At 67.3% G+C, this 24,016-nt stretch carries 19 protein-coding genes and 4 pseudogenes; 8 read left to right on the top strand and 15 right to left on the bottom strand.

Annotated elements, in window-relative coordinates:
- Positions 1 to 35: 35 nt before the first annotated feature.
- The 5 genes from FRZ33_RS10005 to FRZ33_RS09990 form a co-directional block, all read right to left on the bottom strand.
- Complete coding sequence (locus FRZ33_RS10005) at positions 36 to 1,139, bottom strand: dipeptidase (protein WP_227977773.1); 1,104 nt, start codon at positions 1,137 to 1,139, stop codon at positions 36 to 38.
- A 119-nt stretch (positions 1,140 to 1,258) separates the two neighbouring features.
- Complete coding sequence (locus FRZ33_RS16290) at positions 1,259 to 1,498, bottom strand: hypothetical protein (protein ID WP_227977771.1); 240 nt, start codon at positions 1,496 to 1,498, stop codon at positions 1,259 to 1,261.
- Positions 1,499 to 1,548: 50 nt separating this feature from the next.
- Entirely contained in the window at positions 1,549 to 2,568 is a 1,020-nt protein-coding gene (locus FRZ33_RS10000; RefSeq protein ID WP_227977769.1) for a peptide MFS transporter, read from the bottom strand.
- Positions 2,565 to 3,572: a dipeptide epimerase gene (locus FRZ33_RS09995; RefSeq protein ID WP_227977768.1), complete on the bottom strand. Its 1,008-nt coding sequence runs from the start codon at positions 3,570 to 3,572 to the stop codon at positions 2,565 to 2,567. Before FRZ33_RS09995 ends, FRZ33_RS10000 begins: the two co-directional genes overlap by 4 nt.
- Positions 3,569 to 5,560, bottom strand: a complete 1,992-nt coding sequence (locus FRZ33_RS09990) for a serine hydrolase domain-containing protein (RefSeq protein WP_227977767.1) — start codon at positions 5,558 to 5,560, stop codon at positions 3,569 to 3,571. Before FRZ33_RS09990 ends, FRZ33_RS09995 begins: the two co-directional genes overlap by 4 nt.
- Before the next feature lie 314 nt (positions 5,561 to 5,874).
- Between FRZ33_RS09990 and FRZ33_RS09985 the strand changes: the two genes are divergently transcribed.
- Together FRZ33_RS09985 and FRZ33_RS09980 are read left to right on the top strand one after the other, a co-directional pair.
- A complete protein-coding gene (locus tag FRZ33_RS09985; RefSeq protein WP_146909407.1) occupies positions 5,875 to 6,579 on the top strand; it encodes a helix-turn-helix domain-containing protein in 705 nt (234 codons plus the stop codon).
- A 72-nt stretch (positions 6,580 to 6,651) separates the two neighbouring features.
- Entirely contained in the window at positions 6,652 to 8,841 is a 2,190-nt protein-coding gene (locus tag FRZ33_RS09980; protein ID WP_146909405.1) for a hypothetical protein, read from the top strand.
- Between the two features lie 6 nt (positions 8,842 to 8,847).
- On the opposite strand, the gene msrB is transcribed toward FRZ33_RS09980, so the two are convergent.
- The 10 genes and pseudogenes from msrB to FRZ33_RS09930 all read right to left on the bottom strand — a co-directional run bounded on the left by msrB (position 8,848) and on the right by FRZ33_RS09930 (position 19,032).
- On the bottom strand, positions 8,848 to 9,294 hold the full coding sequence (gene msrB / locus FRZ33_RS09975) for a peptide-methionine (R)-S-oxide reductase MsrB (RefSeq protein ID WP_146909404.1): 447 nt from the start codon (positions 9,292 to 9,294) through the stop codon (positions 8,848 to 8,850).
- Between the two features lie 68 nt (positions 9,295 to 9,362).
- On the bottom strand, positions 9,363 to 9,845 hold the full coding sequence (locus FRZ33_RS09970) for a hypothetical protein (RefSeq protein WP_146909402.1): 483 nt from the start codon (positions 9,843 to 9,845) through the stop codon (positions 9,363 to 9,365).
- Positions 9,846 to 9,920: 75 nt separating this feature from the next.
- Positions 9,921 to 11,243, bottom strand: a complete 1,323-nt coding sequence (locus FRZ33_RS09965; RefSeq protein WP_146909400.1) for an NAD-dependent succinate-semialdehyde dehydrogenase — start codon at positions 11,241 to 11,243, stop codon at positions 9,921 to 9,923.
- Between the two features lie 39 nt (positions 11,244 to 11,282).
- Entirely contained in the window at positions 11,283 to 12,128 is an 846-nt protein-coding gene (locus tag FRZ33_RS09960) for an ABC transporter permease subunit (protein ID WP_146909398.1), read from the bottom strand.
- Positions 12,125 to 13,009 carry an ABC transporter permease subunit gene (locus tag FRZ33_RS09955; protein ID WP_322619043.1) on the bottom strand — a complete coding sequence of 295 codons (885 nt, stop codon included), beginning with the start codon at positions 13,007 to 13,009 and terminating at the stop codon, positions 12,125 to 12,127. Before FRZ33_RS09955 ends, FRZ33_RS09960 begins: the two co-directional genes overlap by 4 nt.
- A 28-nt stretch (positions 13,010 to 13,037) precedes the next feature.
- A complete protein-coding gene (locus tag FRZ33_RS09950) occupies positions 13,038 to 14,183 on the bottom strand; it encodes an ABC transporter ATP-binding protein (RefSeq protein WP_146909396.1) in 1,146 nt (381 codons plus the stop codon).
- Between the two features lie 55 nt (positions 14,184 to 14,238).
- Positions 14,239 to 15,390 (bottom strand): extracellular solute-binding protein, encoded by a 1,152-nt coding sequence (locus FRZ33_RS09945; protein ID WP_146909394.1) that lies wholly within the window; start codon positions 15,388 to 15,390, stop codon positions 14,239 to 14,241.
- A gap of 104 nt (positions 15,391 to 15,494) precedes the next feature.
- Positions 15,495 to 16,867: pseudogene (locus FRZ33_RS09940) on the bottom strand (aspartate aminotransferase family protein).
- Between the two features lie 9 nt (positions 16,868 to 16,876).
- Positions 16,877 to 18,240: pseudogene (locus tag FRZ33_RS09935) on the bottom strand (glutamine synthetase family protein); the annotation flags it as partial.
- Positions 18,241 to 18,261: 21 nt separating this feature from the next.
- Entirely contained in the window at positions 18,262 to 19,032 is a 771-nt protein-coding gene (locus tag FRZ33_RS09930) for a gamma-glutamyl-gamma-aminobutyrate hydrolase family protein (RefSeq protein WP_146909392.1), read from the bottom strand.
- Between the two features lie 236 nt (positions 19,033 to 19,268).
- Between FRZ33_RS09930 and FRZ33_RS09925 the strand changes: the two are divergent.
- From FRZ33_RS09925 to FRZ33_RS09900, 6 genes and pseudogenes are all read left to right on the top strand, one after another.
- A pseudogene (locus FRZ33_RS09925) lies at positions 19,269 to 20,647 on the top strand (glutamine synthetase family protein).
- A gap of 131 nt (positions 20,648 to 20,778) precedes the next feature.
- Positions 20,779 to 22,060 (top strand): annotated as a pseudogene (locus tag FRZ33_RS09920) (NAD(P)/FAD-dependent oxidoreductase).
- Between the two features lie 41 nt (positions 22,061 to 22,101).
- Positions 22,102 to 22,560, top strand: coding sequence for a DUF6265 family protein (locus FRZ33_RS09915; protein WP_146909390.1), 459 nt, complete (start codon positions 22,102 to 22,104; stop codon positions 22,558 to 22,560).
- A gap of 138 nt (positions 22,561 to 22,698) precedes the next feature.
- Entirely contained in the window at positions 22,699 to 23,082 is a 384-nt protein-coding gene (locus tag FRZ33_RS09910; RefSeq protein WP_146909388.1) for an ArsR/SmtB family transcription factor, read from the top strand.
- Positions 23,066 to 23,539 carry an SRPBCC family protein gene (locus FRZ33_RS09905; RefSeq protein WP_146909387.1) on the top strand — a complete coding sequence of 158 codons (474 nt, stop codon included), beginning with the start codon at positions 23,066 to 23,068 and terminating at the stop codon, positions 23,537 to 23,539. The genes FRZ33_RS09910 and FRZ33_RS09905 overlap by 17 nt, the downstream gene beginning before the upstream one ends.
- 68 nt (positions 23,540 to 23,607) lie before the next feature.
- On the top strand, positions 23,608 to 23,991 hold the full coding sequence (locus FRZ33_RS09900; RefSeq protein ID WP_227977763.1) for a VOC family protein: 384 nt from the start codon (positions 23,608 to 23,610) through the stop codon (positions 23,989 to 23,991).
- Positions 23,992 to 24,016 lie beyond the last annotated feature (25 nt).

Genomic DNA, 24,016 nt, shown 5'->3' with positions numbered 1-24,016 from the left:
CCCCTTTTGATTCGGTCGGTGCGTGTTTTCGGATTTCAAGTCCAGATGCCGCCGAGCAGCCTGCGGAAATTGCCGCCCAGCACGAGTTCGATGTCGCTGTCGGAATAGCCGCGGCGGATCAGCGCGTCGGTCAGGTCGTAGATCTTCTTCGGGTGGTCGAAGCCGTCGGTGTCGAGCTTGTCGCGGAAGGCGTAGCTGGACTTGTACATGCCGCGCAGCAGCTTCAGCTGGTCGGCCGGCATGTCGTCGTAACCGTTGAGGTCGGCATCCGAGCCGATACCGACGTGTTCGATGCCCACCAGCTTCGCCACGTGGTCGATGTGGTCGACCATGTGGTCCACGTTCGTCGGCTCGCGGTCGCGCACGAAGTTGCGCACGCCGGTGATGCCCATCACCCCACCCCTGGCGGCGAGCTTGCGGATGGCCTCGTCGGTCTTCAGGCGCGGGTGGTTGTTGAGCGCGCGGCAGTTGGAATGGGTGATGGCGATCGGCCCGGCCGAAATCTCGATCGCGTCGAGCGTCGTGCGGTCGCCGCAGTGCGAGACGTCCACCAGCATGCCGACGGCGTTCATCGCCTTGATGATCTGTGCGCCGTAGTCGCTGACGCCGCCGTCGATGCGGTCGGTGGCGCCGCTGCCGACCAGGGTCTGGCGGTTGTAGGTCAGCTGCGCGCAGCGCTGGCCCAGCTGGTGGAAGGTCTTGACGTCGTCGACGGTGCGGAAGTGTTCGGCGTTCTGCACGCCCATGATCACCGCCGCCTTGCCCTGTGCCTTGGCGCGGTCGAGGTCGGCCGCGGTGCCCACCAGGCAGAAGGCCTCCGAGTGGCGGCCGACGAAGCCCTGCCAGGCGGCCAGATAGGCCAGCGCCTGTGCATGCGCCTCAGGCCCTTCGATGCCCATGGCGCTGTGGAAACCGGTGATGCCGCTGGCGCGGAACATCGCCAGCTGTTCCGGGCCCAGGCGGTCGGCGTAGGCCTCGGGCGAGAAGTCGATCTTGAGCGGGGCCAGCATGTCGATCACCAGCGCGCGCTCGACCAGTGAAACGGCGCGCGACGAGTACTTCGCCCGGTCCGCCGGCGCCTGGCTGGCGGCCAGCGCCCGCAGCGGCCAGGGCAGCGCGGCAGCGACCGCGGCGGCCATCGTGGCCTGCAGCAAGGTCCGCCGACTCGAATCTGGTGTGCCTGGCGCCATTCCGACTCCTTTATCCCTTAGCGGACATAATCGTCCTAATCAGAGAATTGTCAATCCGCAGGGCAACATCACTGCCCGGCGGCCGCCGGGTCCGCTTCCGCCGGGTTCGACTCGAGCCGTTTCGCCGGCCGGTCCAGCAGCCAGAGCAGGAGCGAAGCCAGCCCGGCGACGCCGGCCATCAACGCGAAGAAAGGCGTCGGCCCGACCTCGCTCCACAGGGTGCCGAGCACGCCCGCCAGCAGGTTTCCGCCGAAGGCCGCGAAGAACCAGGCGGCGATGGTCGTCGCGCCGTAGCCGGCCGGCGCCATGCGCGCGAACAGGCCCAGCCCGGTCGGCAGGATGAACAGCTCGGCGGCGGTCAGCAGGCAGAAGAAGATCGCCAGCCAGGCCCAGGCACCTGCCCTGCCCCCGCAGCCCCGTCGACGGCGGCCAGCAAGAGGAAACAGGCCGCCAGCCCGAAGGCCCCCAGCGACATCTTCCGCGCCGACGACAGGTCGCGCCCGGCCCGGGCCTGTCGTGTCCAGTGCGCGACCAGCAGCGGCGTGAGCAGGATCACCACCGCCGGATTCAGGGCGATGAACCAGCCGAAGGGAATCGTGAACGCGCCCGCGGCGCGATCGACCCGCGCATCGGCCCACAGCGCGATGGTGTTGCCGGTCTGCTCGTAGGCGGCGCGGAACAGCACCACGCAAAGCCCGATCGCCAGCAGCACCAGCACCCGCTGGCGCAGGTCGTAGGCGACCGGCGCGGCCGACGCGACCGCGGCCATTCGGGGCGGCTCGGGCGGCAGGTGGCGGCCGCCGAGCAGGTAGATGATCAAGCCGGCGAGCATGCCCAGGCCGGCCGCACCGAAGCCGTAGTGCCAGCCGTAGGTTTCACCCAGCCAGCCGCAGAACAGCATCGCCAGCAGGCCGCCGACATTGATGCCGACGTAATAGAAGTTGTAGGCCGAGCGCCGGCGCGGATCGTCGGCGCCGTACAGCGCGTCGATCTGGCTGGGCAGGCTGGGCAGGAACAGGCCGTTGCCGAGCGCGATCGCCGCCAGGGCGAAATAGAAGGCGCTTTCCGAGGCCATCAGGAAATGCCCCAGCGCCATCACCACGCCGCCGATCACCACCGCACGCCGCCGTCCCAGCCAGCGGTCGGAGATGACGCCACCGACGATCGGCGTGAAGTACACCATCGCGGTATAGACGCCGTAGACCAGCGACGCCTGCTGCTGGCCCATCAGCAACTGCTTGGTCATGTAATAGACCAGCAGCACGCGCATGCCGTAGTAGGAGAAGGTCTCCCACATCTGGGTCAGGAACAGGATCGTCAGCCCGGGCGGCTGCCCGAGCCAGGACGATTCGGTCCGCGCGACGCCGGAAGTGCTCATCCGAGCCGGCCCCAGAGGCCGGACGGGATATCGATGCAGCCGCCGGAGTAACGCACGCTCGGCTCGCGGTCGGCGACCAGGAAGGTCGGCCCGTCGAGATCGACGATGTCGCAGAGCTGGCCGAGCACGAACGCCGGCGCCATCGCCAGGCTGGTGCCGGCCATGTTGCCGACCATCACCTTCTTGCCCAGCGCACGCGCGCGCCGCGCCATCAGCAGGCCCTCGGTGAGGCCGCCGCACTTGTCGAGCTTGATGTTGATGACATCGAAGCGCTGGTGCCTGGCTTCGAGCTCCTCCAGCGAGAGGATGCTCTCGTCGGCGGCGAACGGCAGCACATGCGCGATGCCATCAAGGTCTTCCTCATGCCCGCGGCGGCAGGGCTGCTCGAGCAGCGCGACGCGGGCGGCGAGCAGGGCCGGCAGCAGGCGCGGCAGCGTCGCCGCGTCGTAACCCTGGTTGGCGTCGACGCCCAGCCACGCATCCGGGCAGCGGGCGCGCACGGCCGCCACCCGCTCGATGTCGAGGTCGACTTCGCCGGTGAGCTTGAGCTTGAGGGCGATCGCGTCGGTGTAGGCGGCGGCGCGGTCGGCCATCGTCGCCGGCGCGTCGGCGCCGACGGTGAAGGTGGTGACCAGCGGCTGCGGCGCGGGCAGTCCGGCGATCCGCCAGGCCGGGATGCCGGTGCATTGTGCTTCCAGGTCCCACAAGGCCAGGTCCAGGGCATTGCGGGCGCCGCCCGGCGGCAGCAGCGTGCGCAGCGCCTGGCGGTCGATGCCGGCCTCGATGCGTGCACGCAGGCCTTCGAGCGTCGCCAGCATGGTGGGTGGTGCGTCCTGCAGGTAGTAGACGCCGGCGGCCTCGCCGCGACCGACATGGCCGTCGTGGCGCAGCGTCACGATCGTGGCCGGCATGTCGGTGAAGACGTGGCCGGAAATCCGGAAGGGCGACGAAAGAGGCAGCGGCTCGTTGTGCAGCTCAAGCTGCACAGGTACGGAAAAGCTCACGGGGTGACCTCGGGAAAAGAGGCCCGCGGCGCGTGGCCGCGGACCATTCGGGAAACCAGCAACGGGTCAGTAGTAGGCGCCGTAGCCCAGCAGGTGCGCCTGGATGCCGATCCACAGCAGGAACAGGCAGGACAGCGCGATCGCCACCGCCCAGACCTTCGCCGACAGGCGACGACGGCACGCAGCACGTGCCAGGCATTCGCCAGCGCCAGCAGCGCGCCCAGCGGCAGCACGACCGTGGCGACCAGACGCATCAGGTTCACGTAGAGGTCGCTGGCCGGGCTGAGCAGGTTCAGGTCGCTCATCATCGTGATCACCAGCCCGAAGCTGCCGAGCACGGTGGCCGACACCGCCAGCGCGGTCCAGCGGATCCGCCGGTGGGCGCGGGCATCGGCGCCGCCGAGCTTGTAGGGCACACCGTAATGGCGACGCACCAGCGCCGACACCGGCCAGGCCACCACGGTCGCCAGCAGCACGAACAGGCTCAGCCCCAGCAGCGGCAGCAGCAGCGCCGACGACTTCCACCACGGCAGACGCTCGAACACCATGATCGCCGCCAGGGGCTCGGCGCTGAAACGCACGACCTGGCCGTCCACCACGTCCGCGGCCAGGCGCTCGCCGCCGTCGACGTCCTGCCACAGCCACGGGCTGATCTCGCGCCACTTGCGCGGGGCACCGCCGTGGTTGGTGAGCATCGGCACGCTGATGGTGCCGTCCTCGTTGGCGACCACCTGGACCTGGCCGAGCAGGTTCACGATGGACATGAAGTTGCTGTCCGGGCGGCGGCTGCTTTCGTAGTTGCCGGCCATCGCCTGTGCATGCGCTTTGGCGGTGGCCTCGTCGACCGCCTCATCCGTGCCGCCCGCAGACGGACCCGGCAGGTAGCGGTCGGCGATGGCCTGCGTGAGGTAGCCGCGGATCTTGCCGGGCGCGCCTTCCTTGCCCGAGCTGTTCACCGAAATGAAGATGCCGATGCCGTCGTCCGGGAACAGTTGCAGGTCGCTGTGGAACCACTGCGTGTCGCCGCCGTGGGCGATGGCGCGGTGGCCGTTGGTCGTAGTCTCGTAGAAGCCCAGCATCATCCGGTTCAGCGGACCGACCGAGGCCTGGCCGGTGCCGTGCATCTGCTCCGCCGTCTCCGGCTTCAGCAGGCCGGCGCCGTCCTGCAGGTGGGCGATCATGAACTTCGCCATGTCGCCGCCGCTGGCGGCCAGGCTGCCGGCCGGCGCGAGGCTGATGAACTCGTAGTCCTTGGCCTTGCCGTCGGAGGCGGTGGCGTAACCCTTGGACATCAGGGCCAGCAGTTCCGGCTCCAGCGGCTGGCGGAAGCTGGCGTGCTGCATGTCCAGAGGCGCGAAGATGTGCTGGTCGAGGTAGTCGTCGAACGACTGGCCGGACACGCGCTCGACGATGTAGCCGGCCAGCGCGGTGGCGTAGTTGGAGTACGCCGGCGTGCCGCCCGGCGCGAAGATGCGCTCGGGCACCCAGTACTTCAGCGCCTCGCCCAGCGGGACGATCTCTTCGGGCTTGTCGGTGATCAGGCCGCGGATCTGCTCCTCCATGCCGGTGGTGTGGGTCATGATGTTGCGCAGCGTGACCGGCTGGCCGTCGCGCGCCGGGATTTCGAAGTCGAGGTAGGTGTTGACGTCGGCGTCGAGGTCGAGCTTGCCCTGCTCCACCAGCTGCATCACGGCGGTCCAGGTGAACAGCTTCGAGACCGAGCCCGGGCGGAACAGCGTCGTTTCCGGATCGACCGGGGTGCGCGCCTCGAGGTCGGCGTAGCCGTAACCCTTCTGCAGCAGCACCTGCCCGTCCTTGACGACCACGACGACGGCGCCGGCGATGTCGCCGCGCTTCAGGGCGTACGGCAGATAGCCGTCCATCCAGGCTTCCAGGTCCGGCGCGGTCAGCCCGGGAGAGGTAGAAACCGGCGTGGCTTCCGCGGTGGTTTCGGGTGCCGCCGGCTCCGTGGTCGTGGCTTCGGCCACGGGCACAACCTCCTGAGCCACCACGGGCAAGGCGAGGACCACGCTCAGCAGACCTGCCAGGACTGAAAACAGACGCATCAAAATCTCTCCCATTGGGCGAATCGTTCGGAACGGACTCCGGATCCGGCACCTGATGCCGCCCCACCGGATTATCCTTTTCCGCAATAATGATCCTGATTAGAGAATTGTCAACCGCCGCAGGTAATGCCTCCCCGGGCAGGCCCGAGTTCCCCAAATCCGCCGGACCGGCGATGATGCCGGCAGCAACCAAGGCGCCGACCCGGGCGGCGCCGACCCCAAGGAGCCCCGATCGCATGAAATCGCCGCACCGCACCATCGGCAGCCTGTTGAAATCCCTGCGGGCGCGCAACGGCTGGACGCTCAAGGAAATGAGCGAACGCTGCGGCATCCCGCTGTCCACGCTTTCGAAGGTGGAACACGACCGCCTGACCCTGACCTACGACAAGTTGCTGCAGCTGAGCCAGCGGCTGAACATCCGCATGTCCGAGATGTTCGCCGAACAGGACGGCGGCAACGAACCCGCGGTCACCGCCCGCCGCAGCATCGGCCGCATCAGCGACGCGATCCGGGTCAACACGCCCAACTACGACTACTACTACATGTGCCCGGAACTGCGCCGCAAACGCATGATCCCGGTGCTGACCAAGGTGCGCGCCAAGAGCCTGGCCGAGTTCGGCGAACTGGTGCACCACCCGGGCGAGGAATACATCCACGTGCTCGAGGGCAAGGTGGAGGTGCACACCGAGTTCTACGACACCATCGTCCTGTCCGCCGGCGAGTCGCTCTACATCGACTCGAACATGGGCCATGCCTATCTCGCCGCCGAGGGCTGCGACGAAGCGGTGCTGCTGGGCGTGTGTTCCAGCGCCGACGACCAGCTGATGGAATCGCTGATGACACTGCACGGCGAGGAAACCATCGCCCAGACCGCCGCCCAGTCACAATCCGCCGAATCCGCCCCCGAAAAACCCCGCGCACGCAAGGCACGCTCCCGCTAAGCTGGACCCGGGCCGCGACACGATCGCGACCCACGACGGAAACACGCCAGGCCCCACGTTCCGGAGTCCGCAATGCGTCGAATCCCGTTGCCCGCTTTCCTGGAGTCGGCCAGGACCCGCCTGTGGCTGCGACGCGTCCTGATGGCCTGGGGCGGATGGCTGGTGATCAGCACCGTGCTGCTCAACCAGCCGCTGATCGACAACTGGATCAACCGCAAACCGGTGCGTGCACAGGTGTTGTGGTCCTTCGCGCTTTCGATCGTGCCGGGCCATGTGCACGCCTGGGGCGTCACCTACCGGGGACATTCGCGGCGCCAGGCCTTCGCGATCATGGCCCGGCATGCCTCGGTCTGGTTCGTGCCCTGGGCGCTGCTGCGCAAGGAGATCCGCCTGGTCGGGCTGCGCGCCTCGGGCCTGGCCGTCGCATTGCGCGAAGGCCAGGTGGAACTGCCGCCGCCGCAGCCGCGTGAGCGGCCCTGGAGCGTGGTGCTGGCCGATGCACAGGCCGAGGATGTCTGGTCGGTGCAGCTGGGACCCAAGCTGCACATCACCGGCCTGGCGACCGCACAGATCGACCTGAGCAAGACGCTGTCCGGTGGCGCCTTCGAGATTCCGCGTTCGCAGGTGGACTGGGGTTCGCTGGCGATGCACTGGGACGGCAGGCGCGTGATGTCCGGCGGCCGCATCGCCGGCACGATGACCCTGGCGCCGATGGTCCCGTCGAAGATGTCGACGATGCAGAAGATCGGCGCGGTCAGCCTGGACGTCCTGGTCGACGGCGCCCTGCCCTCGCTGGAATTGTTCGAAGGCGGCCTGCAGATGGCCGCCGAGAAACCGCCGGCAGGCAGCCTCACCGGCCGCGTGGCGATGGTCTCGGGCCGGCTGGAGCCCTCGACCGGGCTGAAGCTGCGCCAGCCCGTGCATGTGCAGGCCGAAGGTATCGACCAGACGCGCGAACTGACCGCCGACCTCAACATCGAGGCCGATCGCATGCTGGTCGCGATCGACCTGCCGCCCGGCAAGACCCGCGCGACCACGATCTCGGCCCGCGTGTCGCTGCCGCGGCTGTACACCAGCGCCGAGGCGAAATCAGACCATCCGGATTTCGGGACGATCCCCAACTTCCTGGCGGCCGACGCCACCGGTCACGTCGATGCCACGGTGCGCTTCCGCTCGCTGGCCCTGCTGCGCCCGCTGCTGGCGCGCATGAAGGGCCTGACGATGGAGGGTGAAGGCTGGATGCAGACCTCCCTGCACTTCGAGCACGGGCGCTACCTGGCCGACAAGAGCAGCCTGCGCTTCGAGGACGCGACGTTGCGCATGGCCGCGCTGGGGCATTCGGTCGAGGCGGAGGTGAACGGTTCGCCGGACCGTATCGAGGCCGAGGGCGAGGCACCGCGACACCGCATCGCGCTGCAGGCGGTCGTGCTGCGCGGACCCGACGGCGAAGAGCTGCTGCGTGACGCCGATGCGCAGCTCGACCTGGTCGCCGGCAAACAGGCCACGGCGCTGAACGAAGCCCCTGGCCTGGCCTTCCACATGTCGGAAGCCGCCATCCCGGACCTGCGCGCCATCAACCGCTACCTGCCGCCCGGCGCCGTCAGCTTCGAGGGCGGCAATGCGGCACTGAGCCTGTCGGTCGAACTGGAAGCGGACCAGCCCAAGGCCCAGGGCAGCCTGAAACTGCATTCCCGCAGCGCCACGGTGGCGATCTCGGACATGCGCCTGAAAGGCGCCGTGGACATCGCGACGACCCTGCGCGATGCCGATCTCGAGCAGCACACGCTGGACATCACCGGCACCCGGGTCAGCCTGCACGACGTTGATTTCGACGCGCCCGGCGGCAAGCCGGTGCAGGGCTGGAGCATGGTCTTCAACGTCGACCGGGCGCACGCGAAGATCGGCACGCCGCTGGAAATCGACGGCAACGGCCGCATCGGCATGAGCGACCTGAGCCTGCTGCTGGCCATCTACGCGCACATGAGCGACTACCCGGCGTGGATGCTGCGCCTGGTGGACGCCGGCAAAGTCGAGGCGCACGGGCGCTTCCAGGTCAAGGGCAACCACCTGCGCCTCGATGACGTGCACGCCCAGAACAACCGCTTCAAGGTGGACGCCCGCCTGCAGCTCGAGGGCAAGCGCAAAAAGGGTGCACTGCTGGCGCAGTGGGGCCCGCTGTCGATGGGCGTTGGCCTGGGCGGGCCCAAGGCGAAACTGCACTTCCGCAAGGCCGAGCAGTGGTTCACCTCCGGGCAACCCTGAGCCGGTTCAGTCCACGGCTTTTTCCAGCGCCAGCGCGTTGATGCAGTAACGCAGGCCGGTCGGCGCCGGGCCGTCGGGGAAGACGTGGCCCAGGTGCGCATCGCAGGTGGCGCAGGTGGCCTCGATGCGGACCATGCCGTGGCTGCCGTCATTGTGGTAGTCCACGACGTTGTCCTGCAGCGGCTGGGTGAAGGACGGCCAGCCGCTGTGCGACTCGAACTTGTGGCTGGCGTCGAACAGCCGCGTGCCGCAACAGGCGCACTGGTAGATGCCGGGCTCGAACAGCCCGCACATTTCGGAACTGAAGGCGCGTTCGGTGCCGGCCAGGCGGGTGACGCGGAACTGGTCGGGCGTCAGCAGCTCAAGCCACTGCGCTTCGGTCTTCTCGACCCGGCGGTCGGGCGCGGGGTTGCCGCGCTGGGCACGATGGGTCACTTCCTTCCAGGTATGCATGGCGGGCCTCGCAATCGGGAACCCATTGGATGGGGCGCAAAGCGTGACGCTTCAAGCATCCCGTCGAGTCACTGCGCCGGCGTGTCGCCCAGGTAAGCGGCGGCGCTGGCGGAAGCGGCTTCCACGGCGGAGTTTGCGGCCGCCAGGCGGGCCTGGTTGCCGGCGAGCTCGGCCTCCACCGCCGCGATCTCGGCGCGGACGGCCTCCACGGCCGCGTTCGCCTTCCCGGCGAGGGCGCGGTCGGCATCCACCTGGGCACGCGTCAGGCGGCCCCGGGCGGCACCGGCCTCGGTGGCCTTGAGCTGCTTCTCGGCGTCCAGCCGGGCCTTGTCGGCGGCCTCCAGATGGTTGCGGGCGGCCGCCAGTTTGCCGCGGCTGCTTTCCAGGGCGGTGCCCGCCGCCTGCACCGCGGCGGCGGCGGCGTCGAGCTGGGCCAGGACCCGCGCACGCTCTTCGGGCGAGCCCTGCTGGGCGAACGCGGCCGGCGTGGCGGCAACCAGCGCCAGGGCCAGCAAACAATAGGAAAAGCGCTGCAGGCAGGTGTTTTGCATTGGTGTCTCCCCGGACTGGGCGGATCGGATCGGATCGGATCGGTACCGCGAGTCTAGCGCCTGTCGTCGCGGTACTCAGTCCACATAGACGGTCTTGATGTTCATGAACTCGTGGATGCCGTGTTCGGCCAGCTCCCGGCCGAAGCCCGAGGTCTTGGTGCCGCCGAACGGCAGGCGCACGTCGCTGCGCACGATGGCGTTGACGAAACAGGCGCCGGCGGCGATCCGGCGTGCGACGGCGTCGCCGCGGGCCTTGTCGGCGGTCCAGACGCTGGCACCCAGGCCGAAGGCGGTGTCGTTGGCGACACGAATGGCCTCGGCCTCGTCCTTCACCCGGATCACGCTGGCGACGGGACCGAACAGTTCTTCGTGATAGGCCGGCATGCCCGGCTTCACGCCGTCGAGGATGGAGGCCGGATACACGGTCTCGCCCTGCCCCGGTTCGCAGCCCACCAGCGGCTTCGCGCCCAGGGCCAGGCTGGCCTGGACCTGTTGGTGCAGCTGGTCGCGCAGGTCGCCGCGGGCCATCGGCGCCAGGCCGGTGCCTTCGGCATTCGGGTCGCCGGTACTGAGCTTTCCAGTGGCCGCGACGAACTTTTCGACGAAGGCATCGGCGATCGCCTCGACCACGATGAAACGTTTGGCGGCGATGCAGGTCTGGCCGGCATTGCCGAAGCGCGACAGCACGGCCATCGGCACCACGCGGTCCAGGTCGGCATCATCGAGCACCACGAACGGATCGCTGCCGCCGAGCTCCAGCACGCATTTCTTCAGGTGTTTGCCGGCGGTGGCCGCGATCGAACGCCCGGCCCGCTCGCTGCCGGTCAGGGTCACGGCCTTGATGCGCGGGTCGCCGATGATGGCAGCCGTCTGTTCGTTGTCAACATGCAGCACGGCGAACACGCCCACCGGCACGCCCGCCTCGGCCAGCACCTCGGCGATGGCGTCGGCGCACCTGGGCACATTGGTGGCGTGCTTGAGCACCGCGACATTGCCCGCCATCAGCGCCGGCGCCAGGAAGCGGAACACCTGCCACAGCGGGAAATTCCAGGGCATCACGGCCAGCACGCATCCAATGGGTTCGTAGCGCACGTAACTTTTCGAGGCCTCGGTCCGGACCGGCTGGTCCTCGAGGTAGTCAGCCGCATGGTCCGCGTAGTACTCGCAGGCCGCGGCGGATTTCTCGATCTCGCCCAGCGCCTCGCGCCGCAGCTTGCCCATCTCCGCGGTCATCAGGCCGGCCAGCCATTCGCGACGTGCGCGCATCACCGCGGCGATGCGGTGCAGGCTTGCGCCACGTTCGGCCAGCGCCAGGCCGGCCCAGGCCGGGAAAGCGGTATCGGCGGCGGCGAGCAGACGTTCAATGCCGGCCTCATCGATGTTTTCATGCCGGCGCACTTCGCCGGTCCAGGGTCGCGGTTTTCGATGGTCATGGTTTCAGCCCTTCTGCAACGCCATCTGCATGTCGCGCTGGCGTTTCTTGTCCTCGCGGGTCATCACCCACCAGCCGACCAGGGCGGCGATCGACACCGCCAGGATCATCAGGGTGGCCAGCGCATTGATCTTCGGGCTCACGCCCAACCGCACCGAGGAGAACACCTTCATCGGCAGCGTGGTCGATGACGGGCCCGAGACGAAGCTGGCGATCACCAGGTCGTCCAGCGACAGGGTGAAGGCCAGCAGCCAGCCCGAGATCAGGGCCGGCGCGATGATCGGCAGCGTGATCACGAAAAACACCTTCAGGCGGTTGGCGCCCAGGTCCATCGCCGCCTCTTCCAGCGAACGGTCCAGTTCGCCCAGCCGCGAACTGATCACCACGGTGACGAAGGCCATGCAGAAGGTGACGTGGGCGATCCAGATGGTCAGCATGCCGCGCTGTTCGCCGATGCCGATCACCGGCCCCAGCGACACGAACAGCAGCAGGATGGACAGGCCGGTGATCACCTCGGGCATCACCAGCGGCGCGGTGATCAGGCCGCCGAACACGGTCTTGCCGGGGAAGTTGCGGAAGCGGGTCATGATCATCGCCGCCATCGTGCCCAGCACCACCGAGGCGCAGGCGGTCCAGAACGCCACCTGGATGCTGACCCAGGCCGCCGACATCATCTGCTGGTCGCGGAACAGCTCGCCGTACCACTTCACCGAAAAACCCGACCACACCGTCACCAGCCGCGATTCGTTGAACGAATACACCATCAGGCTGAGGATGGGCGCATAGAGGAACACGAAGCCCAGCACCAGCATGGCCTTGGTGAACCCGGAATTGCCACGGCCGGCGCTCATGACAGTCTCGACTCCATTTCCTTCGACTGGTAGCGGTGGAAGATCATGATCGGCACGATCAGCAGCACCAGCATCACGATCGCCACCGCCGAGGCCACCGGCCAGTCGCGGTTGTTGAAGAACTCCTGCCACAGCACCCGGCCGATCATCAGCGTGTCGGCGCCGCCGAGCATTTCCGGGATCACGAACTCGCCCACCACCGGGATCGCCACCAGCATGGCGCCGGCGATGATGCCGGCCTTGGAGAGCGGCAGCGTAATGGTGAGGAAGGACTTCCACGGCCGCGCGCCCAGGTCGTTGGCGGCCTCGAGCAGGCGGTGGTCGTGCTTGACCAGGTTCGAATACAGCGGCAGCACCATGAACGGCAGGTAGGCGTAGACGATGCCGATGTAGACCGCGATGGGCGTGTGCAGGATCTGCAGCGGCTGGTCGATCAGGCCCAGGCCCATCAGGAAATTGTTGAGCAGGCCGTTGTTCTTGAGGATGCCGACCCAGGCGTAGATGCGGATCAGGAACGAGGTCCAGGACGGCAGGATCACCAGCATCAGGGCGATGTTGCGGTTCGCCGGCGACATCCGGGCGATGGCGTAGGCGATGGGATACCCCACCAGCAGGCACAGGAAGGTCGACACCACCGCGATCTTGAGCGAGCTCAGGTAGGCGTTGACGTACAGGCTGTCGCGCAGCAGGAACAGGTAATTGCCGGTGTTGATGCTCAGCTGCAGCTTGTCGCCTGCCCAGCTGACCAGGTCGGTGTACGGCGGCATGGCGATCGCAGCGGACGAGAAGCTGATCTTGAGCGCGATCGCGAACGGAATGGCGAAGAACAGCAGCATCCACAGGTAGGGCACCGCGATCACCAGCCAGCGTGGGCCGGGCAGGCGCTTGCGGAGGGGGCAGCCAGTTTCTTCACGAAGTCAGCACCACGCCGGCCTGGTCGTCCCAGCTCAGCCAGACGTTGTCGTTCCAGGTGAACTTCTCGCTGGCCCAGCGCTGGCTGTTGATCATGTTGGCCAGGATCTTGGTACCGCCGGCCAGGCGCACATGGAACACCGAGTGGCTGCCGAAATAGGCGATCTCCTCGATGGTGCCGCGCACCTTGTTGTGCGGCTGCGTGGGTTCGTCCTTGCTGACCGCGATCTTCTCCGGCCGCAGCGCCAGCGCCACGTCCTGGCCCTCGAAGCCGGTCACGCCGTGGCCGACGTAGGCCAGGCAGTCCAGCGCCGGGCTGGCGATGGTGATGAAGTCCTTCTCGTCGTCCTTGATCTTGCCTTCGATCAGGTTCACCGAACCGATGAACTCGGCGGTGAAGCGGCAGTTGGGCTGTTCATAGATCTCGTCCGGCGTGGCGACCTGGCGGATCCAGCCCGAATCCATGACCGCGATGCGGTGCGCCATGGTCATGGCCTCTTCCTGGTCGTGGGTCACCATCACGCAGGTCACGCCCAGGCGTTCGACGATGTTCACCAGCTCCAGCTGCATCTGCGAGCGCAGCTTCTTGTCCAGCGCACCCATCGGTTCGTCCAGCAGCAGCAGCTTCGGGCTCTTGGCCAGCGACCGCGCCAGCGCCACGCGCTGCTGCTGGCCGCCGGAGAGCTGGTGCGGCCGGCGCTTGGCGAACTTCTCCATCTGCACCAGGGCCAGCATCTCGGTCACCCGGGCGGCGATCTGCGCCTTCGGCATGCCGTCCTGCTTCAGGCCGAAGGCGATGTTCTGCTCGACGGTCATGTGCGGGAACAGCGCGTAGGACTGGAACATCATGTTGATCGGCCGCTCGTAGGGTGGCAGGTCGGTGATGTCCTGGCCGTCCAGCACCACCCTGCCCTTGGTCGGCTTCTCGAAACCCGCCAGCACCCGCAGCAGGGTGGACTTGCCGCAGCCCGAGGCGCCCAGCAGGGCGAAGATCTCACCCTTGCGGATGGACAGGCTGACGTCGTCCACCGCCACGAAACCGTCGAATTCCTTGCGTACCACCTCGATGCGCAGGTAGTTGTCCGCGCCAAGCTTTTCATTCTTCGGCGTGCCCGCGGACGCGCCATTGGCCACTGCTGCCATCGTGATGTCCCGTTGCGTGAAGGGCGGGCCCGCAGGCCCGCCCCTGGGTGCGGTCTTACTGCCCGGTCTTGAGTGTGGTCCAGTGCCGGGTGAACAGGCGGTCCACTTCCGGCGGCAGCACGGCCAGCGTGAACAGGCCCTTCTTCGCTTCTTCGGTCGGGTAGATGCCCGGGTCGTCCAGGATCGCCTGGTCCACCATCGGCAATGCCGCCTGGTTGGCGCTGGCATAGGCGACGTAGTTCTGGATGCCTGCCATCACCTCGGGGCGCATCAGGTAGTCCAGGAACACGTAGGCGTTGTCGATGTTCTGCGCGTCCTTCGGGATCGCCAGCATGTCGAACCACATCGGCGCGCCTTCCTTCGGGATGACGTAGCTGATCTCGACGCCGGGCTTGTCCGGATTGGCCTCGGCCGCTTCGGCGGCGCGGGCCTGCGCCTGGATGATGTCGCCCGACCAGCCCACCGCCACGCAGATGTCGCCGTTGGCCAGGTCGTTGATGTACTGCGAGGAGTGGAAGTAGGTGATGCTGGGACGCAGCTCCGTCAGGCGGTCCACGGCCTTCTGGATCACCGCCTCGTCGAAGCTGTTGGGTTCTTCGCCCAGGTAGCGCAGCACCGGCGGGATGATCTCGGACGGCGTGTCGAGGAAGGCCACGCCGCAGCCCTTGAGCTTGGCCAGGTTCTCCGGTTCAAGCACCAGGGCCCAGCTGTCGGTCGGCGCATCCTCGCCCAGGGCTTCCTTCACCTTCTCGACGTTGTAGCCGATGCCGGTGGTGCCCCAGAGATAAGGAATGGAGTGCGTGTTGTCGGTGTCGTTCTGGGCCAGCAGGGCCATGAAGGCCGGATCCAGGTTGCCGTAGTTCTGCAAGCGGGACTTGTCCAGCGGCAGGAACACGCCGGCCTGGATCTGCCGCGAGAGGAAGGTCAGCGACGGCACCACGAGGTCGTAGCCGGTGTTGCCGGCCATTAGCTTGGCTTCCAGCACCTCGTTGGAATCGAACACGTCGTAGGTGACCTTGATGCCGGTCTCCTTCTCGAAGTTCGCGATGGTGTCCTCGGCGATGTAGTCGGACCAGTTGTAGACGTTGAGGACCTTGGCGGTCTCGGCCGGCGCCGCGTCGGGCGCGGTGGCGGTGTCGGCGGCATCTTCGCGGCCGCAACCGGCGGCCATCATGGCAAGCAGCAAGGCAGACATCCTGAGTTTCATCGAACTTCCCCTTGGAGGTGAACGAACCAGTGTGAATCTGCGGTTTCCATCATACACAGCGGACCTGCACGGGCCAGCCTGCGCCCGCCTTTCCGAGCCTTTGCTCAGCGGGTGGCGATGCCCAGCTCCTTCGCGGTCTGGTCCAGCGATTTCCAGGCCTTCTCGGCCAGCTCGTCCACCTGGGCCCGGCTGATCACCAGCGGCGGCGACAGCAGCATGGCGTCGTTGGTGGCGCGCAGGATCAGGCCGTTCTTCAGGGCGAAGTCGCGGCACAACTGCCCCACCCGGCCCCGGTCCGGGAAAAATTCGCGTGACGGCTTTTTCGGCACCAGTTCCAGTGCACCAACCATGCCGGCGATACGGGCTTCGCCGACCAACGGGTGCTCGCCCAGGCTTTCCACTTCTCCGCCAGGTAGGGACCGATATCGACCCGGCAGGTATCGACGATCTTCTCGTCCTGCAGGATGCGGATGTTCTCCAGCGCCACCGCCGCGCACACCGGATGGCCCGAATAGGTGTAGCCGTGCGCCAGCTCGCCGCCCCTGGTGGCCAGCACCTCGGCGACGCGGTGGTTGAACATCACCGCGCCCAGCGGGATGTAGCCGCTGGTGATGCCCTTGGCCAGGGTCATGATGTCGGGCTGGAAGCCGTAGTACTGGCTGGCGAACCACTCGCCGGTGCGGCCGAAACCGCAGATCACCTCGTCGGCCACAAGCAGCACGTCGTACTTGCGGCAGATACGCTCGATTTCCTTCCAGTAGTTCTTCGGCGGGATGTAGACGCCGATGGCACCCATGATCGGTTCGCCGATGAAGGCGGCGACGCGATCCGGGCCGAGCTCCAGGATCTTGTCCTCCAGCCGCTTGGCGCAGAGCAGGCCGTATTCCTCCTCGCCCATTTCGCCGCCGTCGCCGAACCAGAACGGCGGATCGATGTGGTGGATGTCGGGGATCGGCAGGCCGCCCTGCTTGTGCATGCCCTTCATGCCGCCCAGGCTGGCGCCGGCCACGGTGGAGCCGTGGTAGCCGTTGTGGCGGCCGATGAAGATGTTCTTCTGCGGCTGGTCCTGCACCGCCCAGAAGTGCCGCACCATGCGCAGGATGGTGTCGTTGGCCTCGGAGCCGGAGTTCGAGAAGAAGGCGAGGTCGAGGTCGCCCGGGCACAGCTCCGCCAACTTCGCGGACAGCCGAACCGTGGGTTCGGTGGTGCACTGGAAGAAGCTGTTGTAGTAGGCCAGCTGCGTCATCTGCTTCGACGCGGCCTCGCCCAGTTCCTTGCGGCCGTAGCCGATGTTCACGCACCACAGGCCGGCGAAAGCGTCCAGCAGCTTGTTGCCCTCGGCGTCCCAGACGTAGCAGCCCTCGCCTTTCGTGAGGATGCGGGTGCCACGCTTCGCCAGCGCGGCGTTGTCGTTGAACGGATGCAGGTGGTGCGCGGCATCGAGCTGCTGCAGGGTGCGGGTGTCGATCGGATCCATGTGTTTTCCTCAGACGTTCAAGAGCAGGAACTCCCGTTCCCACGAACTGATGACGCGCAGATAGGTCTGGTGTTCCTTTTCCTTGACCGAGGTGTAGGCCTTGACGAAACGTTCGCCCAGCATGGCCCTCAGCGGCTTGGACTTGCGCAACAGCACGATGGCCTCCTCCAGCGAACGCGGCAGGTCGTAACCCTTGGCGTGGGCGCTGCCGGCCAGCGGCGGGGTCGGTTCCAGTTTTTCCTGGATGCCGAGGTAGCCGCAGGCCAGGGTCGCCGCCAGCGCCAGGTAGGGATTGACGTCCGAACCGGCGAAGCGGCTTTCCACCCGGGTGTTTTCCGGCGTGTCCAGCGGCACGCGCAAACCGCAGGTGCGGTTGTCGTAACCCCACTGCACGTTCTTGGGCGACACCTCGCCGAAGGCCAGGCGCCGGTAGGAGTTCACGTTCGGGCCGAAGATCGCCATCGCCGCCGGCACGTATTTCTGCAGGCCGCCCAGGTAATGCATGAAGGTCTTGCTGTGCTGGCCCTTGCGCGCGCCGGCGAAGACGTTCTTGCCGGTTTCGGTGTCCACCAGGCTCTGGTGGATGTGCATCGAGCTGCCCGGTTCGTTCTCCATCGGCTTGGCCAGGAAGGTGGCGTAGATGCCGTGGCGCATCGCCGCCTCGCGCATGGTGCGCTTGAACAGGAACACCTGGTCGGCGCGCGACAGCGGGTCGGCGTGTTCGAAGTTCACTTCCAGCTGGGCGGCGCCGGATTCGTGGATCAGGGTGTCCACGTCCAGTTCCATCGCCTCGCAGTAGTCGTACATCAGGTCGAGGATGGGGTCGAACTCGTTCACCGCGTCGATTGAATACGACTGGCGCGCGGTCTCCGGGCGGCCGTTGCGGCCGGCGGGTGGCTGCAGCGGGAAGTCCGGGTCGGTGTTGCGCTGGACCATAAGAATTCCAGCTCCGGCGCGATCACCGGGCTCAGGCCGATGCCGGCATACATATCCAGGATGCGCCGCAGCACGTTGCGTGGCGCCAGCTCGTGCGGCTTGCCGTCCTTGCTGTAGCAGTCGTGGATGATCTGCGCGGTCGGGTCGGTGGCCCAGGGCACCATGCGCACGGTGTCCGGGTCGGGGCGCAGCACCATGTCCGAATCGGAGGGGCTGACCAGTTCGTCGTAATTGTCCGGGTATTCGCCGGTGACCGTGGTGGCGAAGATGCCCTCGGGCAGGCGCGTGCCGTAGTCGTGCGAGAACTTCGCCGCCGGGATGATCTTGCCGCGCGCATTGCCGGTGATGTCGGGCACCAGGCATTCGACCTCGGTGATGCGGCGTTCCTTCAGCCAGCGTTTGAGCGTGCTCTCCTGCTGTTCTTCCGGGGTCTGTTTCGGTTCTTTTTCTTGGCCATGTCAGGCTCGCTGGTGGGCGCGTTCGCGGCAGGCGGCCGCGAAGGCCTGGAAGAGGCCCAGGTAGAAGGGATTTTCGCTGACCCTCCACTCCGGGTGCCACTGCACCGCCAGCAGGAAGGGCCCGGGGTCCTCGTCGCGCGCCAGGTCCAGGCGTACCGCCTCGACCAGGCCGTCGGGCGCGGTGGCTTCCACCACCAGGTCGCGGCCCAGTGCTTTCAGGCCCTGCCCGTGCAGCGAGTTGACCATCGCCTGCCGCGCGCCGGCGATGCGGGCGAGCACCCCGCCCTCCGCCAGGTCCACCGGATGCGAGGGCGCGTACTGCACGCCCAACGGGTCGTCATTGTTCTCGCGGTGGTCGTCGAAACCGGGGATGTCGTGCACCTTCTGGTGCAGGCTGCCGCCCAATGCGACGTTCACTTCCTGCAGGCCGCGGCAGATCGCCAGCACCGGCACCCGCATCTCGATCGCCAGCGGCACGATGCCGAGCGCGGTGGCGTCGCGCGCGGGGTCGTGAAGGTTGCCGGCGTAGCTGGCTTCCTTGCCGTAGTGGTGCGGTTCGATGTTGCTGTAGGCGCCGGTCAGCAGCAGGCCGTCCAGGTTTTCCAGCAGCGCCCGCAGGTCCAGCGGCGGCGTCAGCGAGGGGATCAGCACGGGCAGGCAACCCGCCCCGTCCACCACCGCGCGTATGTATTTCTCGCCCACCGCCTGGAAGGGGTGGTGCCCGATCTGTTTGCGGTCCGAAGGCAGACCGACCAGCGGGATACGACGCATAGGCGCCTCGCGAGGGGATGTCCGACCTTACTCCGGGCGTTTGATTTTATCAACGCGGTTTGTGGTTTCTCGCACAGACCGGGTGGGCCGCTGTCGGCCATGAGGCCGCATTGAAAGCCTTTCAGGGCGCGGGTCGTCGGTCTCCGGGCCAGCGGGCGACTCTCAATGATGAGGATTTTTACAGCCTCTTGTGGCCAGTGCTAGTATCCGGCGACCCCTGCGGATGCCCGTATCTCATGACTTCGTCCATGACCCCGTCTTCCCTCCCGGCCGCCGACGCCGACACGCTCGCGCAGCTCCCCGACTGCGAGCAGATCGACCTGCTGCTGCCCGACATGAACGGCCTGCTGCGCGGCAAGCGCATCACCCGCGACGCGCTGGAGAAGGTCTACCAGAACGGCGTCTGCCTGCCGATGTCGCTGATCGCCACCGACATCACCGGCAACACGGTCGAGGAAACCGGCCTGGGTTACGACATCGGCGACGAGGACCGCATCTGCCGTCCGGTGCCGGGTTCGCTGCGGGTGATCCCGTGGCAGCACCGCCCGATGGCGCAGCTGCTGCTGCAGATGGAGGACGGCCAGGGTGGCCTGTTCGCCGCCAACCCGCGCGAAGTGCTCAAGCGCGTCGTGCAGCGTTTCAAGGACCGCGGCCTGACACCGGTGGTGGCGGTGGAGCTGGAGTTCTACCTGCTCGACGCCGAACTCACGCATGACGGCCGGCCGCAGACCTCGGTGAATCCCAGCACCGGCGAACGCAACGCCACCACGCAGGTCTATTACATGCAGGACCTGAACGACTACCAGTCGTTCACCGATGCGGTGGCCGACGCCTGTGCCGCCCAGGACATCCCGGCTGACACCGCGGTGGCCGAATACGCACCGGGCCAGTTCGAGATCAACCTCAAGCACCGCGCCGACGCCGTGCTGGCCTGCGACGACGCGCTGCTGCTGCGCCGCGTGATCAAGGCCACGGCCGAAGACCAGGCATGATCGCCAGCTTCATGGCCAAGCCCTTCGTGGACCAGGCCGGCAGCGGCACCCACATCCATGTCAGCGTGCTCGACGAAGCCGGCAGGAACATCTTCGCCTGCACGCCGGACAAACCGTCGGACACGCTGCGCCACGCGGTCGCCGGCCTGCAGAAGGCCAGCCAGGACTGCATGCTGCTGTTCGCGCCGCATGCCAACAGCTACCGGCGCTTCGTGCTCAACGCCTTCGTACCGCTGAACGACGCCTGGGGTTTCAACAACCGCACCGTGGCCATGCGCATCCCGCATTCCGACCCGGCCAACATCCGCATCGAACACCGCATCGCCGGCGCCGACGCCAATCCCTACCTGGTCACGGCCGCGGTGCTGGCCGGCATCCTTCAGGGCCTGCAGGACAAGGGCGACCCGGGTGCACCGGTCACCGGCAATGCCTACGAGCAGACCGAGCACCGCGAGCTGTTCTGGCGCGACACCATCCGCGATTTCCAGGCCAGCGATTTCGTCGCAGAACAATTCGGCGAATCCTTCCGTCACATCTACGGCCAGCAGAAACTCAAGGAACTGCGCAGCTTCAGCCGCGAAGTGACCACGCTGGAATACGCCTGGTACCTGCGGCAGGTGTGATGGGCTGGGCAAGGGCTTACCCCTCCCCGACCCTCCCCTGTGAACAGGGGAGGGAGAAAGGCCCGCTTTTTGCTCCTCCCCCTGCTGGCAGGGGAGGCCGGGAGGGGGTGGAACTTCGGAGCAGGGACCGCATGAGACAGCCGAGCGCCCACACCCACACCTGGTACCACGACACCGCCACGCCGGCACCGGAGTACCCGCGCCTCCAGGGCCGCGAAACCGCCGACGTCGTCGTGCTCGGCGCCGGCCTGACCGGGTTGTCGGCAGCGCTGGAACTGGCCCAGGCCGGCCTGAAGGTGATCGTGCTCGAAGCCCGCCGCGTCGGCTGGGGCGCCTCGGGCCGCAATGGCGGCCAGGTGATCTTCGGCTACAGCTGCGACCAGTCGAAGATCGCCGCCCTGGTCGGCATCGAGGACTCGCGCCGCCTGTTCGACTGGTCGCTCGAGGGCGTGCGCCTGGTGCGCGAACGCATCGCCACCCACGGCATCGACGCGCACTGGCGCGACGGCCACGCCCACGTGGCGATCAAGCCGCGGCACATTGATGAACTCAAGGCCTGGCAGCGAGACCTGGCGGAAAACTACGGCTACGACGTGGCCTGGTGGGATCGTGAACAGCTGCAGGCGGTCGTACCCAGCCCGCGCTACATCGGCGCGCTCCACGACCCGCAGTCCGGACACCTGCATCCGCTGAACTACACGCTGGGCGTGGCGCGCGCGGCGGTCGCTGCGGGCGTGCGCATCTTCGAGAACACCGAAGTCACCGCGCTCGATCGTGGTGCCCGGCCCGTGCTTCGATGCACCCAGGGCGAGGTGCAGGCCGACTTCGTGGTGCTGGCCGGCAACGCCTTGGTACACGGCATCGCACCCGAACTCGACAGCAAGATCATGCCGGTCGGCACCTATGTCGGCGCCACCGAGCCCTTGGGCGAAGCGCGCGCGCGACCTGATCCGCAACGGCATGGCCGTCGCCGACGTCAACTGGGCGCTGGACTATTTCCGCCTCAGCGCCGACCACCGCCTGTTGTTCGGCGGCCGCGCAAGTTATTCCACCCTGCCCCCGCCCAACCTGGCCGGCACGATGACGCGGCGCATGACCCGCGTGTTTCCGCAGCTCAAGGGCGTTAAGTTCGATTCGGTCTGGGGTGGTTTCGTGGACATCAGCCTCAACCGCGCCCCGCACTGGGGCCGGCTGGGCGACAACGTCTATTTCGCGCAAGGGTTCTCCGGCCACGGCGTCGCCGCCACCGGGCTCGCGGGCCGCGTGATCGCCGAAGCCGTCCGCGGCCAGGCCGGCCGCCTCGACACCTACGCGAAGATCCCGCACCACCCCTTCCCCGGCGGCCGCGCGCTGCGTACGCCGCTGCTGGTCGCGGCGATGGCCTGGTTCAAGCTGCGCGACGCGCTGTGGTGACCGGGAACTGCTAGCGTGACCGGACTTTCCGGGAGTCGGCCATGCACCAGTCCATCGCCTTGGGTGTTTCGATCCTTCTATCCGCCTCTGCGCTGGCGGCGGCACCCGCGCAGGATCTCGGCTGGCTGGCCGGCGACTGGTGCGGCGGCGATGCCGGCGAAACCATCGAGGAAAGCTGGCTGGCGCCGCGCGGCGGCGAACTGCTCGGACTCAGCCGCACCAGCAAGAGCGAGCGCATGGTGGCCTTCGAATTCCTGCGCATCGTCGCGGTGGACGGCGTGCCGACCTATCTGGCCCAGCCCGGCGGCCGGCCGCCAACCGCGTTCACGCGCAGCGCCGGCGGCGACCGCTGGGTGCGTTTCGAAAATCCGGCGCACGATTTTCCGCAGCGCATCGAATATCGGCGCGATGGCGATTCGCTGCGCGCCGAAATCGCCGGACCGGGCGACGACGGCAAGGAAACAGTGATCGGTTTCGACTACCGCCGCTGCCAGGACTGAGGTCCCGGCACCTCACCGACGCCGCCCGCCGGGACGCGGCGTTTCCATGCCCGCCCCGATTCGCAACAAAGGGACTTGACGCGCCTTCCGGACAGGCGTACAAAACCGATCAGTTAATTAGCTGATTGGTTAAGTCCTATGCCCGCCGATCGCCTCAGCCACACCTTCTCCGCCCTGGCCGACCCGACCCGTCGGGCCATCCTGGCGCGGCTGATCCAGGGCGAAACCTCGGTGACCGAGCTCGCCCAGCCCTTCAACATGAGCCTGCCGGCTGTGTCCAAGCACCTGAAGGTGCTGGAGAAAGCCGGTCTGGTGAGCCGCGGCCGCGAAGCCCAGTGGCGGCCCTGCAGGCTCGACGCCGGCCCGCTCAAGGACATCACCGACTGGCTCGAGCCCTACCGCAAGCTCTGGGAAGCCCGCTTCGACCGGCTCGAGGCCTACCTGCAGAAGATCCAGGCCGAAGCCGCCGACGCCGAGGCGGCGAAGAAAAACCCGGAGGCCCCCGATGGACAGCAGGACTGAACCCCGGACCGGCGGCAGCACCGACCTGGTGATGCGGCGCATCTTCGAGGCGCCGATCGCCCGCGTCTTCAGCGCCTGGACCGACCCGGAACATTTCGCCGCCTGGTTCGGCCCGCACGGCTCGCGCATGACGGTCTGCCTGCAGGACGTGCGCCCGGGCGGCCAGCTGCATTTCTGCCACCACCTGCCCGACCGGCCGGAAGTCTGGGTGCGCGGCATCTACCACGAAGTGGTGGCGCCGACCCTGCTCAGTTTTTCGGTCGGCTTTTCCGATCCACAGGGCCAGCACGCCCCGCGCGACGGTTTCGCCGACCTGTCCCTGGTCACCGTGCAATTCCGCGATCTCGGCGGCCGCACTGAAATGATCATCCGCCATGCTGGCCTGCGCACCGACCAGGGCGAAGGCCAGGGCTGGCGCGAATCGCTGGACCGCCTGCGCAACCACCTGACCCCCTGACACACCCCAGGAGCAAACCCATGAAGATGCACGCCTACCTCAACTTCTCCGGCCAGTGCTAAGAAGCCATGAAACACTATGCCAGCGTGCTCGGCGGCGAGATCGTCGCGATGATGCCCTATGCCGGCTCGCCGATGGCGGAGGACGAGAGCTGCGCGTTTCCCGACGGCTACGAGGGCAAGATCATGCATGCCTGCCTCACGGTAGGTGACGACCTGCTGATGGCCTCCGACAGCCCGCCGCAGTATTTCGAGAAGCCGCAGGGCACGTCGGTATCGCTGCAGATCGAAGATCCAGCCGAGGCCGAACGGGTGTTCGCCGCGCTGATGGAAGGCAGCGACCGCATCAGCATGCCGATCCAGAAGACCTTCTGGGCCCTGCGTTTCGGCAGCGGCGTCGACCGTTTCGGCACGCCGTGGATGGTCAACTGCAACGACCCGGCGATGCACTGAGGGACACCCGTTTCAAGGAGAACCA

The sequence above is a fragment of the Arenimonas daejeonensis genome (genome assembly GCF_007993735.1).
In the GTDB taxonomy this organism is placed as follows: Bacteria; Pseudomonadota; Gammaproteobacteria; order Xanthomonadales; family Xanthomonadaceae; genus Arenimonas; species Arenimonas daejeonensis.
The sequence above is the reverse complement of the archived record's forward strand: the minus strand, read 5'-3'. Positions and strand labels throughout refer to the sequence as shown.

What these genes read in the sequence shown, in the direction of transcription:
- FRZ33_RS09900 (WP_227977763.1), top strand. Translation starts at nt 23,608, where the DNA reads ATGAAACACTATGCCAGCGTGCTCGGCGGCGAGATCGTCGCGATGATG.
- FRZ33_RS09930 (WP_146909392.1), bottom strand. Translation starts at nt 19,032, where the DNA reads ATGCGTCGTATCCCGCTGGTCGGTCTGCCTTCGGACCGCAAACAGATC.
- FRZ33_RS09970 (WP_146909402.1), bottom strand. Translation starts at nt 9,845, where the DNA reads ATGCAAAACACCTGCCTGCAGCGCTTTTCCTATTGTTTGCTGGCCCTG.
- FRZ33_RS09915 (WP_146909390.1), top strand. Translation starts at nt 22,102, where the DNA reads ATGCACCAGTCCATCGCCTTGGGTGTTTCGATCCTTCTATCCGCCTCT.
- FRZ33_RS09905 (WP_146909387.1), top strand. Translation starts at nt 23,066, where the DNA reads ATGGACAGCAGGACTGAACCCCGGACCGGCGGCAGCACCGACCTGGTG.
- FRZ33_RS09960 (WP_146909398.1), bottom strand. Translation starts at nt 12,128, where the DNA reads ATGAGCGCCGGCCGTGGCAATTCCGGGTTCACCAAGGCCATGCTGGTG.
- FRZ33_RS10005 (WP_227977773.1), bottom strand. Translation starts at nt 1,139, where the DNA reads ATGGCCGCCGCGGTCGCTGCCGCGCTGCCCTGGCCGCTGCGGGCGCTG.
- FRZ33_RS09980 (WP_146909405.1), top strand. Translation starts at nt 6,652, where the DNA reads ATGCGTCGAATCCCGTTGCCCGCTTTCCTGGAGTCGGCCAGGACCCGC.
- FRZ33_RS09945 (WP_146909394.1), bottom strand. Translation starts at nt 15,390, where the DNA reads ATGAAACTCAGGATGTCTGCCTTGCTGCTTGCCATGATGGCCGCCGGT.
- FRZ33_RS09985 (WP_146909407.1), top strand. Translation starts at nt 5,875, where the DNA reads ATGAAATCGCCGCACCGCACCATCGGCAGCCTGTTGAAATCCCTGCGG.
- FRZ33_RS09910 (WP_146909388.1), top strand. Translation starts at nt 22,699, where the DNA reads ATGCCCGCCGATCGCCTCAGCCACACCTTCTCCGCCCTGGCCGACCCG.
- msrB (WP_146909404.1), bottom strand. Translation starts at nt 9,294, where the DNA reads ATGCATACCTGGAAGGAAGTGACCCATCGTGCCCAGCGCGGCAACCCC.
- FRZ33_RS16290 (WP_227977771.1), bottom strand. Translation starts at nt 1,498, where the DNA reads ATGGCGCCGGCCGGCTACGGCGCGACGACCATCGCCGCCTGGTTCTTC.
- FRZ33_RS10000 (WP_227977769.1), bottom strand. Translation starts at nt 2,568, where the DNA reads ATGAGCACTTCCGGCGTCGCGCGGACCGAATCGTCCTGGCTCGGGCAG.
- FRZ33_RS09950 (WP_146909396.1), bottom strand. Translation starts at nt 14,183, where the DNA reads ATGGCAGCAGTGGCCAATGGCGCGTCCGCGGGCACGCCGAAGAATGAA.